The organism is Methylobacterium sp. CCH7-A2, from assembly GCF_001557075.1.
Classification (GTDB): Bacteria; Pseudomonadota; Alphaproteobacteria; order Rhizobiales; family Beijerinckiaceae; genus Allobosea; species Allobosea massiliensis.
Genome location: NZ_LSKN01000039.1, coordinates 1 through 15,516, shown reverse-complemented (window position 1 = coordinate 15,516; position 15,516 = coordinate 1). Strand labels below are relative to the sequence as shown.

Sequence of the window (15,516 nt, the reverse complement as noted above, 5' to 3'; positions counted from 1 at the left end):
GACGAGGGGATCACGGCAGCTCACGAATTTTCGTTATCTGGAACACGATTTTTCGTGATTCACGAGAATTCGTCAAGCGCGAACTCGCGCTAAGTCCTTGATGTTTCGTCGCCCATTGCGCTCGGCCTGGTTGGCCCGCCGCTTGCTAAAACCACTGCAGCGACCAGCCGCCCACTCGATCAGCCGGAGGACACGCGCATGGCCTTGTTCAAGAACCCGTTCGACGCCGACCGCCGCATCCGCCGCGGCTGTGATTGCGGCCGGCACGAGAGCCAGTCCGCGCATGAGCGGGCGATTCGGGCCGAGGCCGCCGAAGTATCCGCGACGGAGGATGGACGCTATCAGCGCGTCGTCGAGAACGCCGTGATGCGGGCGCTGTTTCCACAGGATGCGCAGCGCCGCTTCTTCCTGAAGCAGGTCGGCGCCTCGACCGCCCTGGCCGCGATCTCGAGCCTCTTCCCGCTGGCGGCCGCCACCGAGGCCTTTGCCCAGGCGGTGCCGGAGAAGAAGGACCTCAAGGTCGGCTTCATCCCGATCACCTGCGCGACGCCGATCATCATGGCTTCGCCGATGGGCTTCTATGCCAAGCACGGTCTCAACGTCGAAGTGATCAAGACCGCCGGCTGGGCCGTGATCCGCGACAAGACGATCAACAAGGAATACGACGCCGCCCACATGCTCTCGCCGATGCCGCTGGCGATCTCGATGGGCGCGGGCTCAAACCCGATTCCCTATACGATGCCGGCGGTCGAGAACATCAACGGCCAGGCCATCACGCTGGCGATGAAGCACAAGGACAAGCGCGATCCGAAGTCCTGGAAGGGTTTCAAATTCGCCGTGCCCTTCGACTATTCGATGCACAACTACCTGCTGCGCTACTATCTCGCCGAGAACGGCATCGATCCCGACACGGATGTCCAGATTCGCGCCGTACCGCCGCCGGAGATGGTCGCCAATCTCCGAGCCGACAACATCGACGGCTTCCTCGCGCCCGATCCGGTCAACCAGCGCGCGGTCTTCGACGGCGTCGGATTCATCCACATCCTCTCCAAGGAGATCTGGGACGGGCATCCCTGCTGCGCCTTCGCGGCTTCCAGGGAGTTCGTGACGCAGACCCCCAACACCTATGCCGCGCTGCTGAAGGCGATCATCGACGCCACAGCCTTCGCCTCCAAGGCCGAGAACCGGAAAGCAATCGCCGAGGCGATCGCGCCGGCAAACTATCTCAACCAGCCGGTGACGGTGGTCGAGCAGGTGCTGACCGGGACCTATGCGGACGGGCTCGGCAATGTCAGGCGCGACCCCAAGCGCATCGATTTCGACCCCTTCCCCTGGGAGGGCTTCGCGGTCTGGATCCTCACCCAGATGAAGCGCTGGGGCCAGATCAAGGGCGATGTCGACTATGCCAAGGTGGCCAAGGAGGTCTTCCTCCAGACCGACACCGCCAAGCTGATGACCGAAGTCGGGCTGACGCCGCCGACCGGCTCGAAGACCATCGTCGTGATGGGCAAGACCTTCGACGCGACCAAGCCGGAGGACTACATCAAGAGCTTCGCGATCAAGCGGACGTGAGGCGTTCTGTGTCGCGCGAAACGCCAACCGTCATTGCGAGCGAAGCGAAGCAATCCAGCGCCTCGCGCCGACGCTGGATTGCTTCGTCGGCTGCGCCTCCTTGCAATGACGGCGGAGTCCTGACATGACCCTCCCCCTCAACCTGCGCGCGCTGGTGCTCTCTCTGGCGATCCTCGTCGTCTTCCTCGTGGGCTGGCATGTCGGCACCCAGTCCGGCGGCGCCGGGCCGGCCGCCAACATCGACCCCGAATACGCCAAGCTGATGGGCCTTGAGGTGACGCAGGGCAAATCGGCCATGCCCGGCCCGCTCGACGTCGCCGCGACGATCTGGGGGCATCTGCGCGACCCCTTCTACGACAAGGGCCCCAACGACAAGGGGCTCGGCATCCAGCTCGCCTATTCGCTCGGCCGCGTCCTGCTCGGCTATGCGCTGGCGGTACTGCTCGCGGTCCCGCTCGGCTTCCTGATCGGCATGTCGCCGCTGATCTCGAAGGCGCTCGACCCGTTCATCCAGGTTCTGAAACCCATCTCCCCGCTCGCCTGGATGCCGCTCGCGCTCTACACGATCAAGGACTCCAGCGTCTCCGCGATCTTCGTGATCTTCATCTGCTCGGTCTGGCCGATGCTGCTGAACACGGCCTTCGGCGTCTCGGCCGTGCGCAAGGAATGGCTCAACGTCGCCCGCACGCTCGAGGTCGGGCCCGTCCGGCGCGCCTTCACCATCATCCTACCGGCAGCCGCACCGACGATCCTGACCGGCATGCGCATCTCGATCGGCATCGCCTGGCTCGTCATCGTCGCCGCCGAGATGCTCGTGGGCGGCACCGGCATCGGCTACTTCGTCTGGAACGAGTGGAACAACCTCTCGATCACCAATGTCATCGTCGCCATCACCGTCATCGGCGTGATGGGCATGATCCTGGACCAGACGCTCGCCCGCCTGCAGCGCGCCGTGACCTATCCGGATTGAGGCGATGAGCGACCGTTACATCTCGATCGAGGGCATCGCCCGCCGCTATCCGAAGGCCGGCGGCGGCACCACCACCGTCTTCGAGGATCTCTGGTTCTCGATGAGGAAGGGCGAGTTCGTTTGCGTCATCGGCCATTCCGGCTGCGGCAAGACGACCGTGCTCAACATCCTCAATGGGCTCGACGCGCCCGATGACGGGGCGGCCATCGTCGACGGCAAGGCGATCGAGGGCCCTTCGCTCGACCGCGCCGTGATTTTCCAGGGCCATTCGCTGCTGCCCTGGCGCAGCGTGCTGGGCAATGTCGCCTATGCTGTCGCTGCAAAACACCGCGACTGGCCGAAGGCGAAGGTCACGGCCCATGCCATGGCCTTCATCGAGAAGGTCGGCCTCAAGGGCTCGGAGCTGAAGAAGCCGTCGGAGCTTTCCGGCGGCATGAAGCAGCGCGTCGGCATCGCCCGCGCGCTCTCGATCGAGCCCAAGATGATGCTGATGGACGAGCCCTTCTCGGCGCTCGACGCGCTCACCCGCGGCACGCTGCAGGACGAGGTCCGCCGCATCTGCCTGGAGACCGGCCAGACCGCCTTCATGATCACCCATGACGTCGACGAGGCGATCTATCTCGCCGACCGGATCGTGCTGATGACCAACGGCCCGCAGGCGATGATCGCCGAGATCGTCGAGAACCCGCTGCCGCGCGACCGCATCCGCACCGAGGTCCACCACCACCGCGACTACTACGCCATCCGCAACCACCTGATCGACTTCCTCGTGGTGCGCTCGAAGAGCTTCAGGGACGCCATCCCCGAGGGCTACGACCGCCGCCACCCGCCGGTCGTGCGACCCAGCGCCGACGGGCCCGGCCCCGACGCCGGCCGCAAGGCGGCCTGACGACCACCTCCTCCACCTCCTCAAGAAACCGACACGCCAAGGAGACCGACCCCATGAAGCGCGAAGAGCTCACCGAGAAGATCCTCGACATCAAGCGCGAGAAGGGCTGGAGCTGGAAATACATCACCGAGGAAATCGGTGGCATGTCCGAGGTGCTGATCGTCGGCGCCCTGCTCGGCCAGATGAAGCTGGTCAAGCCGCTCGCCGAAAAGGCCGCCGCCCTCTTCGGCCTGACCGAGAACGAGAAGCGTATGCTCAACGAGGTGCCCTATCGCGGCACCGGCACGCCGATGCCGCCGACCGATCCGCTGATCTACCGCTTCTACGAGATGGTGATGGTCAACGGCCCGGCCTGGAAGGCGCTGATCGAGGAGGAGTTCGGCGACGGCATCATGTCGGCGATCGACTTCAACATCGAGTTCGAGCGCGAGCCAAACCCGAAGGGCGACCGCGTCAAGATCGGCATGTCCGGCAAGTTCCTGCCCTACAAATATTACGGCAACGAGCAGGGCATCCCCGATTATGGCTTCAAGGAAGCCTGAGCCCCGCGGCGGGGGCGCTCAGCCCTCGCCATGGCCGCGGCGGATGCGCCGCACCGCCGCCCAGACTCCGAGCAGCGCGACCGGCACGAACAGCGCCGTCGCGAGGCCGGGCTCGATCTTGAGCCAGCCCGAATCCTTCGCGCCCTTGGCGAGATAGCCGAACAGGCTGACGATGTAATAGGCGATCGCCGCGACCGAGAGCCCCTCGACCGTCTGCTGCAGTCGCAACTGCAGGCGCGTGCGCTCGTTCATCGCCGCCAGCAGGTCGCGGTTCTGCTGCTCGAGCGCGACGTCGACGCGCGTGCGCAGCAAATTGGCGGCGCGTGCCAGCTTGGTCGCGAGATCGGCCTGGCGCTCCTGAAGCATCTGGCAGGTGCGCATCGCCGGCGCCATGCGCCTTGCCAGGAAGGCGGAGATCGTCGGCCAGCCGTCATGCCCCTGCTCGCCGATGGCGACGAGCCGCTGCTGGACGATGTTGTCATAGGCGCGGCTCGCCCCGAAGCGGTAGTTTGAGGAGGCGGCTTCCGCCTCCAGCCGCGAAGCGAGCGCCGTCATCTCGTCGAGCAGCGCATGGTCGGCGGCGAGCCCGTCCGTCTGCGTCATCGTGCCCGCGATGCGCACCAGCGTCTCCTCGGCGCGGCGCACGGAGGGGCCGATGCGCTGCGATTCCGGCATGCCGAGCAAAGCGAGCGTCCGGTAGGTCTCGATCTCGAGCAGGCGCTGCGCCAGCGCCCCGGCCCGCGCCGGGGTCAGTTCGCGGTCGAGCACCAGGATGCGCACGAAGCCGTCCGCGCCCGCCCGGAAATCCGTCGCCGCGATCGCCCCGCCATTGTCGACCAGCGAGGCCGCGAGGCTGGCGGGGTCGAACAGCGCCCCGAGATCGGGCTCGGCGGCGACCGGCATCAGATGCAGATCCGCCGCGACCAGATGCGGCCCCGGCTGCGGCAGGCCGCGCATGCCATGCGGCAGAGCGCCGGTCGGTGGCAGGAAAGGCGTCGCCTCCGTGCCCGGCAACTCCCAGCTATAGGTCGTGAACTCGCTGTGCTGCTCCCAGCGCAGGCTGGTTTCGCCGAAGCGGACGCGGTGATGCTTGGCGTCGTCGAGCGGCCCCGGCACACCGCGCTCGGCGCAGAAACGGGAGAGTGCCACGCGGTCGGCCGCCGCCTGGCGGGAATCGGTCATGAAGGCGAAGTGCAAAAGCCGCCGCGGCGTCTCCAGCGGCGCGAAGGGCCGGGCATGGACCTCCGCGAGGATGGCACCGCGCTCCGGATGCGGAACGAGCGACGCCGGATCGTCGAAACTGCTGGCCGCCATGCTCCACCCCTCCGGAGCGGGTCTGCGCCCTCTCCCACAGGAAGCTTGCGTCATCGCGGGGCGGGTTGCCAACCCCACGCACCGCCGCAGCCTGAGGCGCGCAGCCTGCTGTCGCGATCGGGCCAGCCGATCTCCTAGAATAGGGCACCGGACAAGGAGACCGTCATGCCCCTGCCCAATCGCGTCGCGCCCGATGGCGGCCTGCTCGCCGTGCCGGCCCGGGGCCTGCTCATGGGCAATCGCGGCGGGCGCTTCCATGATCCGCAGACCCGCGCCTTGCCGCGCCGCATCCAGGCGAGCCGGCAATGGATCTGCTGTGTCCTGTTCTTCAGGAACCGCCTCCGCCAGGTCTGGGGTCGGGGCTACACCGAGCTGTTCTTCTGCGACGAGGTCACCGCGCTTGCGGCCGGGCATCGGCCCTGCATGGAATGTCGCCGTAAGGATGCGCTGGCCTACCGAGCCGCGCTGGTCCAGGGGCTGGGCCTGCACGAGACACCGCTCTTTCCCGAGATCGACCGGCTGCTGGACGACGAGCGCCGCGACGGCCGGGCGAAACGCCTGCATCGGCTGCCGGCCGAGACCCTGCCGGACGGCGCGATGATCGCCGAGGAGGGTCGCTTCCTGGCGCTGCGCGCCGATGCGGCACTGCTCTGGTCGCCGGACGGCTATGTCGGCCAGCAGCTCCGGCCGGCGGGACCGGTGTCGGTGCTGACGCCGCCGGCCTCGCTCGCCGCCCTGTCGTGGGGCTATAGCCCGCTCTGGCATCCGAGCGCCCGGTCCGCGCCCTGACCATTTTTGGGAAGCACCGGCTAAGACATTGATTTACGGCACCGCCTGCCCCATCAGCGCCCGCATAGCGGAATGACCGCAGGACGACAGGGGGAAACGCGATGAAGAAACTCGTTTGGGCGCTTGCACTGGCCACGGCTCTCGCCGGCCCGGCCGCGATCGGCGCGGCCATGGCCGGCGCGGTTTCCATTACCGCGGCGGAGCCCGTGGCCGTGGTGACGATCCCCGACAGCTGGGCTCAGTCCAAGGTCGATCGCGGTGTCCAGATCAAGACGCCCGACGAGGAGATCTATGTCTGGTTCGAACTGGTCCCGGCCGACCAGCTCGACGCCCTCCAGAAGGAGCACGACGCCTATTTCGCCCGCGAAGGCGTCAAGTTCACCGGCTCGACCGAGACCCTGACACGCGAGATCAACGGGCGCCCCTGGTCCTTCACCGAACTCAAGGCGACGAGCAGCGACGGCCCCTCGATCGTCCGCTATCTCGCCATCAATCCCAAGGTCGCCAGCGGCAAGATCATCATGATGACTTACTGGGCCTCGGAAGAAGGCCATGTGAAGCACGACAAGGCGATGCAGGCCATGATCGACAGCATCGCGTTCAAATAGGCGGCGGCGCCCAAGCCCCGGCAAGGAACCTTCGGCGCGCGGCCGGCGTTGCATCCGCATCGTCATCACCAATTTCCGGGGCTGATTTCCATGCGTTCGATTGCTCTCTGGCTGCTCGGCGTTCCGATTCCGATCATCATCCTGCTCTGGTTCTTCATGCGCTGACGGTCTCCCGTCACGCTGACGAGATGGCCGGGTTCGCCCGGCCATTTTGCGTTGGCGATCGCCGTTCCCGACAGGAGGCGGCAGCAGGAGGGTGCTAGGAGCGGCGAGGACGCATTGCCGGTCTGCGTCCGTGCGCCATCGCCCCGTCGCAGGACCCGACCTATATGCCGCCCATGACATCCATCATTTCGGTTTCCGGCCTGTCCAAGACCTATGCCTCCGGCTTCCAAGCGCTGAAGACCGTCGATCTCGACATCCGCCGCGGCGAGATCTTCGCCCTGCTCGGTCCCAATGGCGCCGGCAAGACGACGCTGATCAGCATCATCTGTGGACTGGTCAATCCGAGCACAGGGACCGTCCGTGCCGATGGCCATGACATTCTTGGCGATTATCGCGCCGCCCGCGCCAAGATCGGTCTCGTCCCGCAGGAGCTGACCACCGACGCCTTCGAGACGGTGCGCGCCACGGTCTCCTTCAGCCGCGGCCTCTTCGGCAGGCCGAGGGACCCCGCCCTGATCGAGCAGATTCTTCGGGACCTCTCGCTCTGGGACAAGCGCGACACCCAGATCCGCCGTCTCTCGGGCGGCATGAAGCGACGCGTCATGATCGCCAAGGCGCTGGCCCATGAGCCGCGCATCCTCTTCCTGGACGAGCCGACGGCGGGCGTCGATGTCGAATTGCGCCAGGACATGTGGCAGCTCGTGCGCCGCCTGCGCGATAACGGCGTCACCATCATCCTGACCACGCATTACATCGAGGAGGCCGAAGAAATGGCCGACCGGATCGGCGTGATCAGCAAGGGCGAGATCATCCTCGTCGAGGACAAGACGGAGCTGATGCGCAAGCTCGGCCGCAAGCAGCTCACCCTCAGCCTCCAGGCGCCGCTCGCCGCCCTGCCAGACAGCCTCGCGGCCTATGATCTCGCGCTCGCCGCCGGCGGCGAGGAACTCGTCTTCACCTATGACACGAAGGCCGAGCGCACCGGCATCACCGCGCTGCTGCAGGCGCTGGGCGAGGCCGGCATCCGCTTCAAGGATTTGCGGACGAGCCAGAGCTCGCTCGAGGACATCTTCGTCAGTCTCGTCAGGAGCCGCTCATGACATCGTTCGACAATGCGGTGGCTCCGCGCTTCAACTGGCGCGCCATTGCCGCGATCTATCGTTTCGAGATGGCGCGCACCCTGCGCACGCCGCTGCAGAGCGTCGTTTCACCTGTGCTGTCGACCTCGCTGTATTTCGTCGTCTTCGGCGCCGCGATCGGTTCCCGCATGCAGGCCATCGACGGGGTCGCCTATGGCGCCTTCATCGTGCCGGGGCTGATCATGCTGACGCTACTCACCCAGAGCATCGCCAACGCCTCCTTCGCGATCTACTTCCCGAAATTCACCGGCACGATCTACGAGCTGCTCTCGGCGCCCGTGGCGTGGTGGGAGGTGGTGATCGGCTATGTCGGCGCGGCGGCGACCAAATCCGTCGTCCTCGGCCTGATTATCCTGCTCACAGCAACATTCTTCGTGCCGCTGCGGATCGAACATCCGCTCTGGATGCTGCTCTTCCTCGTGCTGACGGCGGTGACGTTCAGCCTGTTCGGCTTCATCATCGGCATCTGGGCGGACGGTTTCGAGCGGCTGCAGGTCATTCCGCTGCTGGTGGTGACCCCGCTCGCCTTCCTCGGCGGCTCCTTCTACTCGATCGAGATGCTGCCGCCTTTCTGGCGCACGGTCGCGCTGTTCAACCCGGTCGTCTATCTGATCAGCGGGTTCCGCTGGAGCTTCTTCGGCGTCGCCGATGTCGGCGTCGGCATCAGCCTGGGCATGACGCTGGCCTTCCTGCTCGTCTGCACCGTCGCCACGGCCTGGATCTTCCGCACCGGCTACCGCCTCAAGAACTGAGGCGGTAGCCGGTCGAAAATTCAGCTCGCGCTGCGCGTCGCCTGCCAGTCCTGTGCCTGGCCAGCACCCTCGCTGCGCCCGCTCATGCGTCCGTCCGTGACGGTGCCCGTGTAACGCCGGCCGTCGGCGACGAAGCTGATCTCGCTGCCACGCATCCGCGCCTCGGTGATGGGCAGCGCCTTGCCGCCGCGCGTCAGCGTGCCCTCGAGCATCTGGAAGCTCTGCTTCAGGCTGAGTTCGCCATCGCCCAGACGCCAGGTGCCGGCAACCTTGGCGGGGACGACCCAGAAATGCGCCCGGCAGAAATTGACGCAGTTCTCGGCCAGGACGGCCGTCTCGTCCGGCGTCCACTCATCCATGGTGAAGGTGTTGGAGACGACGCGGGTGCCCGGCTTCATGTTCAGCAGCGTCGGCCGGAGCCGCAGATTGAGCTCCGGCAGCAGGAACAGCGTCACCACCGTCGCCTCCGAGAAGTCCGCCTCGAAGATGTCGCCCCGCTCGAACCGAGCGCGGTCGGAAACGCCTTCGGCCTCGGCGTTGCGCTGCGACAGCGTGACGAGATCGGGATTGTACTCGATGCCCCGGGCCGTGAGGCCCCGCTTCGCGGCGGCGATGACGGTGCGTCCGTCGCCGGAGCCGAGATCGACGAGCTTGTCCTCCTTGGTCACCTTCGCCATGTCGAGCATGCGCTGAACCAGCGCGTCCTGCGTCGGCACCCAGACCACGTCCTTGCCGGCCTGGCCCGACTGGGGGACATAGGCCGGCGCCGTCGTCGTCGTGTCCTTGCCGGCCTGAGCCGGCTGCGCATGCGACGGGACGGTGCCCAGCGCGAGCATCGAGACCGCGCAGGCGGCCGCAAATGTCCGGAACGTTTTCATCGTCTCTCTCCTGGTTGAACGAGGATCGGCGCAGGCGACGCGGCGAGGGCGACGTCGGCCGGCGGGGAAGCGGGGCTGCGCTCGTCCTCGCTGCGCCGGCTCTGGAACAGCAGCAGAGGCAGGCCGGCCAGCACGACGCCGAGTCCGATCAGGGCGCCCTTGCCCGTGTAAGCGAGACTGGCGTGGAGCATGTAGGCGCAGGTCAGCGCGAAGAGCGCGGGCGTCAGCGGGTAGAGCGGCACCTTGAAGGGACGGACACGATCCGGCTCGCGCCAGCGCAGGATCGGCAGCGCCAGGGCGACCAGCAGCAGGAAGGCCCAGAACACCGGCGCGCTGTAGTCGACCATGGCCTGGAACCCGTCGCGGCTGGCCGCGCCTAGCGCGACCAGCAGCAGCGCGACAGCCCCCTGCGCAATCAGCCCATTGGCCGGCGCACGGCCGCGCTCGTTCCAGTCTCCGACGCGCGGCAGCAGCGTGATGTCGCGTGCCATTGCGAAATAGACCCGAGCCCCGGTGAAGATCGTCGCATTCAGGGTCGACAGCGCGGCGACCACGATCGCGAGGCTGACGATCAGCGCACCCGACTCGCCGGCGACACGTCGCATCATGTCGGTCGCGACCGCCTGCGATCCACGCAGCCCGTCGAGACCCAGGATCGCCAGCAGCGCCGCATTGGCGGCGACATAGAGACCCACCAGGACCGCGGTTCCGATCACCAGCACGCGGACCATGTTGCGGCCTGGATCGCGCAATTCACCCGAGAGATAGGCCGCCTCGTTCCAGCCGCCGTAGGTCAGCAGGACGAAGATCATCGCCAGGCCGAGAGCGCCGGCATTCGGCGTCGCCGCGGCCGCGGCGGCGGGGGCGGCTGCGCCCACGCTGCCGAACAAGCCCCAGCCGATGATCGCCGCGATCAGCCCGACCTCGATGAAGGTCACCGCGATCTGCAGCGTCTTGCTCTGGATCGTCCCGGCGACGTTAAGGCCGGTCAGCACCACGATCGCCAGTGCCGCATAGAGCGCCGGACCATAGGGGCCGAGCGGCACCACCTGCGCGGCATAGTCGCCGAGGACGAAGGCGACCGCCGCGATCGCACCGGTCTGGATCACCGAGCCGCGGGCCCAGCCGAACAGCACCGCGACGGGCCGGCCATAGGCCCGCCCGAGGAAATGATACTCGCCGCCGGCATGGGGATGGGCCGCCGCGAGTTCGGCATAGCAGAGTGCGCCGATCAGGGTGACGAGGCCGCCCGCGACCCAGACGCCGAGGAAGGCCGCTTCGCTGCCGACATTGGCCGCGATCAGCGATGGCGTCTTGAAGATGCCGATGCCCACGACGATCCCGACCATGATCGTGACGGCGTCGAAAACCGACAGCGTCGGCTGTGGGTCGCTGCGGTGCGGCTCGGTCATCCTGTCCCCTTCTGCGTTTGGCGCAGCGAGGGAAACGCATGACGGGCCGATATGACAGCACAGAGTGCGTCACGAAGCCGTCCGAAGCGATCACGGACCCGTGAACCTGCGCTTTCGAACGATGTCGGAGATGATTTGGGTCGTCAGGCGGCCTTCATCTCGGCGAAGAACGTGCCGACGGCGCTGCGCAGCGCATGGGCTTCCCGCGCCAGATTTTCCGCAGTGCTGAGCGCGCGATTGGCCGAGAGCATCGCGGCCTGGGAAGTCGCCGTCACCTCCTGCATCTGGCGGGCGACGCCCGCTGTGCCGTCGGCGGTGGCCTGGGCGCTGCTGGCGATCTCCGAGGTCGCGCCCATCTGCTGCGCGGTCGCACCGGCGATGGCAACCGTCTGCTGCGCCACCTCGCCCATGACCCGTGCGATCGTCTCGATCGCGGCCACGGCACCCTTGGTCTCGCTCTCGAAAGCGGCGATGCGCTCGGCGATCTCGTCGGTCGCCTGGGCAGTCCGGTCCGCCAGCAGCTTGACCTCCCCGGCGACGACCGCAAAGCCGCGCCCCGCCTCGCCCGCGCGAGCCGCCTCGATCGTCGCGTTGAGCGCGAGCAGATTGGTCTGGGCCGCAATCTCGCGGATCAGGCCGATGACCCGCGCGATGCTTTCCGACGCACCGAGCAGATTGCCGACGTTGGTTCGCGCCCGTGCGGCGTCTCCGGCTGCGCTCCGGACGACATTGTCGGTGTGCCCGATCCGCTCCGCGATATCCGAGATCGACTCCGACAGCTGCTCCGAGGCGGCGGCGATGGAGCGGACATTGTCGGAAGCGTCGAGTGCGGCCGCGCGCGCCTCGTTGGCCTGGGCCGTCGCACTCGTTGCTACGGCGTTCAGGCTGCGCGCCGTCTCCTCCATCTCGTCGGCGCTGAGCCGAACGGTGTCGAGAACCTGATCGATCCTGACATTGAAATCCGCCGTGAGCTCCTCGCGCTTGGCCTGCCGGCGCAGCCGCGCCGCATCGGACGCCGTCGCCTCGGCCTCGAGGCCTGCGCGCTCCGTCGCGGTCTTCAGAAAGACGGCCACAGAGCGCGCCATATCGCCGATCTCGTCGCGCTGGCGGATCGAGGGGATCTCCGTAACGTCCTCGGCATCGGCCAGGCGCTGCATCGTCGTAGCGAGGCGTCGCAGCGGCCGCGACACGCGCAGATGGACGAGGGCGAGCGCACCAAGGAAGCCGACGACCACCAGGGCCCCGCCGACGATCTGGAGCCAGAGGCTGTGGTTCTGCAGCACCTCGCGCTCGGCATCCGTCACGGCGGCGCGGCTTTCGTTGAGCAGGGCGACATTCCTCAGCGCCGCATTGAGAACCTTGCGGTTGTTGCGGTTGGTCTCGTTGTTGCCGAAGGCATTGGCGGCGGCGGGCCCCTGCTCGCGCCCGAGCCGAGCGAGTTCGGTGCGGAAGGCGACGAAGTCATCGAGCTGGCGCGAGACCACCTCGAAGGCCGCAAGCTCGTGGGCGGCGTAGAGGTTGCGCCACTCGGCCGCGAGCCGCTTGATCTGGACGAGATCGGCGAGCAGCGGCAGCGCGAAACGCTCGGCGTCACGGGCGTCCGCCGCCATGTAGATGCCGCGCGATTCCATCACCACCGCGTTGACGAGGCTGTCCATTCGTTCGGCCAGGATGGTGCGCTGCGTCACCGTCTCCATCTCGCTCGTCATGGCGGCATAGCGCGACAGCGCATGGGCTCCGATGCCGACGGCCAGCATGGCGGCCACCGCGAACGCCGCAAAGGCGCCGAAGATCTGGGTCGATATTTTCCTCGGGCCGAGCATCGAGACGCCTTCCGTAAGGGAATCACGCTCCCCCGGTTCGGCGGGATGATGGGATCAAAGGGTTAACGGGGGCTAACCTCACGGCTTCTCGCGCGATGGCGACACCGGACCCGCCGCGGCGATTGACTTCGCCCGCCCCATCCTGTTCTCACACCGCCATGACCGACATTCAGACCTCCGCCGCGCCGGCAGGCGACGCCGCCCCGCATGCGCGCCGCCGCACCTTCGCGATCATCTCCCACCCCGACGCCGGCAAGACCACGCTGACCGAGAAGCTGCTCTATTTTGGCGGCGCGATTCAGCTCGCGGGCGAGGTGCGTGCCAAGCAGGGCCGGCGCCAGACCTCCTCGGACTGGATGAAGATCGAGCGCCAGCGCGGCATCTCGGTCGTCACCTCGGTGATGACCTTCGAATATGGCGGCCACGTCTTCAACCTCCTGGACACGCCGGGCCACGAGGACTTCTCGGAAGACACCTATCGAACCCTGACGGCGGTCGACAGCGCGGTGATGGTGATCGACGCCGCCAAGGGCATCGAGGCGCGCACCAAGAAGCTGTTCGAAGTCTGCCGCCTGCGCGACATCCCGATCGTCACCTTCATCAACAAGGTCGACCGCGAGACCCGCGACCTGTTCGACCTGATCAACGAGATCGAGACCACGCTGGCCCTTGATGTCGCGCCCATGACTTGGCCGGTCGGCCGCGGCCGCGAGTTCGTCGGCACCTATGATCTCAAGGCCAACAGCTTCCGCCGCAACCAGAAGGGCGACGAGAGCGCCGAGGATCTCGCCGTCTCCGGCCCGGACGACAAGCTTTTCGACGAGCTCCTGCCGCACGGTGCCGCCGAGACCTGGCGCGAGGAGGTCTTCCTCGCCAGCGAAGGGCTGAAGCCCTTCGACCTCGAGGCCTTCCGCGAGGGACATCTGACGCCGCTCTATTTCGGCGCGGCGCTGCGCGACTACGGCGTGCGCGACCTGATCGACGCGCTCGGCGCGCTGGCGCCCAGCCCGCGTGCCCAGGTAGCCGACAAGCGCGCCATCCAGGCGGACGAGCCGAAGATGACCGGCTTCGTCTTCAAGATCCAGGCGAACATGGATCCCAACCACCGCGACCGCATCGCCTTCATGCGCGTCTGCTCGGGCAAGCTCTCGCGCGGCATGAAGGCGAAGCTCGTGCGGACCGGCAAGCCGATGCCGCTCAATGCGCCGCAATTCTTCTTCGCGCGCGACCGCTCGATCGCGGAGGAGGCCTTCGCCGGCGACATCGTCGGCCTGCCGAACCACGGCACGCTGCGCATCGGCGACACGCTGACCGAGGGCGAGGACGTCGTCTTCAAGGGTGTGCCGAGCTTCGCCCCGGAAATCCTGCGCCGCGTGAAGCTCAAGGACGCGATGAAGGCCAAGAAGCTGCGCGAGGCCCTGCAGCAGATGGCAGAAGAAGGTGTCGTCCAGATCTTTTTGCCCCATGACGGCGCCCCCGCCATCGTCGGCGTCGTCGGCGCGCTCCAGCTCGACGTGCTCAAGGAGCGCATGGATGTGGAGTACTCGCTACCGGTCGACTTCGAGCCCTGCCAGTTCTCGATTGCGCGCTGGGTCTCCTCCGAGGACAAGGCGGCACTGCAGAAATTCGTCGCCTCCAAGCCCTCTTCCATGGCGGACGATCTCGACGGGGATCCGGTCTTCATGGCGTCCAGCCAGTTCACGCTGAAATACGACGCCGAGCGCGTGCCCGACGTCACCTTCTCGGACATCAAGGACTATCAGAAGGTCGCGCGCGGCTGAGCAGCCTCAGCGGCTGTTGCGTCGAGGCCACAGCAGGCCGGACTGTCGCCGGATTTGATCCCGATCAAATCGAAGTTGACAGGATCGAGGCTTCTGGAGGACGGGAGCCGCGAGCACGCAGACGTGCCACGGTCTCGTTTCTGGGGGCCTTCGCCATGTCACGCATACTTCGTCTCGCCGCCTGCGCCGCGCTGCTCGCCGGCACCGCCCTGACCTCGGCCGGTGCGGCCGACCTGCCTTCCGCCAAGACCGCGCCGATCGCGCCGGTGCTGACGCAGTGGAGCCCGTGGATGATCCGCGGCCGTGCGCTGGCGGTGGTGCCGCAGGAGAGCGCCAAGCTCCGGCTCGGTGGCGCGCCGATTGTCGGCGGCGACGTCGATATCTCCAACTCGGTCGTCCCCGAGCTCGATATCAGCTACTTCTTCACCAAGAACATCGCCGTCGAGCTGATCCTCGGCGTCACCCCGCACAAGGTGAAGGGCGCTGGGGCGCTCGCCGGAGCGCAGATCGGCTCGGCCTGGCTGCTGCCGCCGACCCTAATGCTGCAGTATCACTTCACCGATTTCGGCGCCTTCAAGCCTTATGTCGGCGTCGGCGTGAACTACACCGTCTTCTTCAACGAGAAGGCCAAAGGCGGCTTCACCAGTTTCGATCTGAAGGACAGCTTCGGCTTCGCCCTGCAGGCCGGCTTCGACTACATGATCGACAAGAACTGGGGCTTCAACTTCGACGTCAAGAAGATCTTCCTCGAGCCTAAGGTCAAGGTCAACAACGGCCTCATCGCCGGCAAGGTCAAGATCGATCCGTGGCTGATCGGCGCCGGTGTCACCTACCGGTTCTAAGTCCGCTCCCGTTTGGCTGGGGGGCCTGGGGGGCTGGGGG

General features: G+C 66.9%; 14 protein-coding genes. 10 read left to right on the top strand and 4 right to left on the bottom strand.

The genetic code is table 11. From position 1 onward, the window contains the following. Window positions 1–198 precede the first annotated feature (198 nt). The 4 genes from AX750_RS03440 (at window position 199) to cynS (ending at window position 3,973) form a co-directional block, all read left to right on the top strand. Window positions 199–1,572: a CmpA/NrtA family ABC transporter substrate-binding protein gene (locus AX750_RS03440; protein ID WP_066717238.1), complete on the top strand. Its 1,374-nt coding sequence runs from the start codon at window positions 199–201 to the stop codon at window positions 1,570–1,572. Window positions 1,573–1,696: 124 nt separating this feature from the next. Then, window positions 1,697–2,542 (top strand): nitrate ABC transporter permease, encoded by an 846-nt coding sequence (gene ntrB, locus AX750_RS03435; protein ID WP_066717235.1) that lies wholly within the window; start codon window positions 1,697–1,699, stop codon window positions 2,540–2,542. Window positions 2,543–2,546: 4 nt separating this feature from the next. Next, the gene (locus tag AX750_RS03430) at window positions 2,547–3,431 is read left to right on the top strand and encodes an ABC transporter ATP-binding protein (protein ID WP_066717231.1); all 885 of its coding nucleotides are present in this window, start codon (window positions 2,547–2,549) and stop codon (window positions 3,429–3,431) included. 53 nt (window positions 3,432–3,484) lie between these two features. Then, window positions 3,485–3,973, top strand: coding sequence for a cyanase (gene cynS / locus AX750_RS03425; protein ID WP_066717228.1), 489 nt, complete (start codon window positions 3,485–3,487; stop codon window positions 3,971–3,973). A gap of 18 nt (window positions 3,974–3,991) precedes the next feature. Here cynS and AX750_RS03420 read toward each other — a convergent pair whose 3' ends face one another. Continuing rightward, window positions 3,992–5,287 carry a DUF3422 domain-containing protein gene (locus AX750_RS03420; RefSeq protein ID WP_066717225.1) on the bottom strand — a complete coding sequence of 432 codons (1,296 nt, stop codon included), beginning with the start codon at window positions 5,285–5,287 and terminating at the stop codon, window positions 3,992–3,994. Between the two features lie 165 nt (window positions 5,288–5,452). On the opposite strand from AX750_RS03420, the gene AX750_RS25820 reads away from it, so the two are divergent. The 4 genes from AX750_RS25820 (at window position 5,453) to AX750_RS03400 (ending at window position 8,740) form a co-directional block, all read left to right on the top strand. Next, window positions 5,453–6,076, top strand: a complete 624-nt coding sequence (locus AX750_RS25820) for a hypothetical protein (RefSeq protein WP_066717222.1) — start codon at window positions 5,453–5,455, stop codon at window positions 6,074–6,076. Window positions 6,077–6,177: 101 nt separating this feature from the next. After that, entirely contained in the window at window positions 6,178–6,684 is a 507-nt protein-coding gene (locus tag AX750_RS03410; RefSeq protein ID WP_066717218.1) for a hypothetical protein, read from the top strand. A gap of 338 nt (window positions 6,685–7,022) precedes the next feature. Then, the gene (locus AX750_RS03405) at window positions 7,023–7,949 is read left to right on the top strand and encodes an ABC transporter ATP-binding protein (RefSeq protein ID WP_066717250.1); all 927 of its coding nucleotides are present in this window, start codon (window positions 7,023–7,025) and stop codon (window positions 7,947–7,949) included. After that, window positions 7,946–8,740: an ABC transporter permease gene (locus AX750_RS03400; RefSeq protein ID WP_066717215.1), complete on the top strand. Its 795-nt coding sequence runs from the start codon at window positions 7,946–7,948 to the stop codon at window positions 8,738–8,740. Before AX750_RS03405 ends, AX750_RS03400 begins: the two co-directional genes overlap by 4 nt. Before the next feature lie 20 nt (window positions 8,741–8,760). On the opposite strand, the gene AX750_RS03395 is transcribed toward AX750_RS03400, so the two are convergent. The 3 genes from AX750_RS03395 to AX750_RS03385 form a co-directional block, all read right to left on the bottom strand. Further along, entirely contained in the window at window positions 8,761–9,618 is an 858-nt protein-coding gene (locus AX750_RS03395) for a class I SAM-dependent methyltransferase (protein WP_066717212.1), read from the bottom strand. Next, a complete protein-coding gene (locus AX750_RS03390) occupies window positions 9,615–11,030 on the bottom strand; it encodes an amino acid permease (RefSeq protein WP_066717209.1) in 1,416 nt (471 codons plus the stop codon). The genes AX750_RS03395 and AX750_RS03390 overlap by 4 nt, the downstream gene beginning before the upstream one ends. A 143-nt stretch (window positions 11,031–11,173) precedes the next feature. Then, on the bottom strand, window positions 11,174–12,853 hold the full coding sequence (locus tag AX750_RS03385) for a HAMP domain-containing methyl-accepting chemotaxis protein (RefSeq protein WP_066717206.1): 1,680 nt from the start codon (window positions 12,851–12,853) through the stop codon (window positions 11,174–11,176). A 158-nt stretch (window positions 12,854–13,011) separates the two neighbouring features. Between AX750_RS03385 and AX750_RS03380 the strand changes: the two genes are divergently transcribed. Together AX750_RS03380 and AX750_RS03375 are read left to right on the top strand one after the other, a co-directional pair. After that, on the top strand, window positions 13,012–14,634 hold the full coding sequence (locus AX750_RS03380) for a peptide chain release factor 3 (protein WP_066717203.1): 1,623 nt from the start codon (window positions 13,012–13,014) through the stop codon (window positions 14,632–14,634). 155 nt (window positions 14,635–14,789) lie between these two features. After that, on the top strand, window positions 14,790–15,476 hold the full coding sequence (locus tag AX750_RS03375) for an OmpW family protein (protein WP_066717200.1): 687 nt from the start codon (window positions 14,790–14,792) through the stop codon (window positions 15,474–15,476). Window positions 15,477–15,516 lie beyond the last annotated feature (40 nt).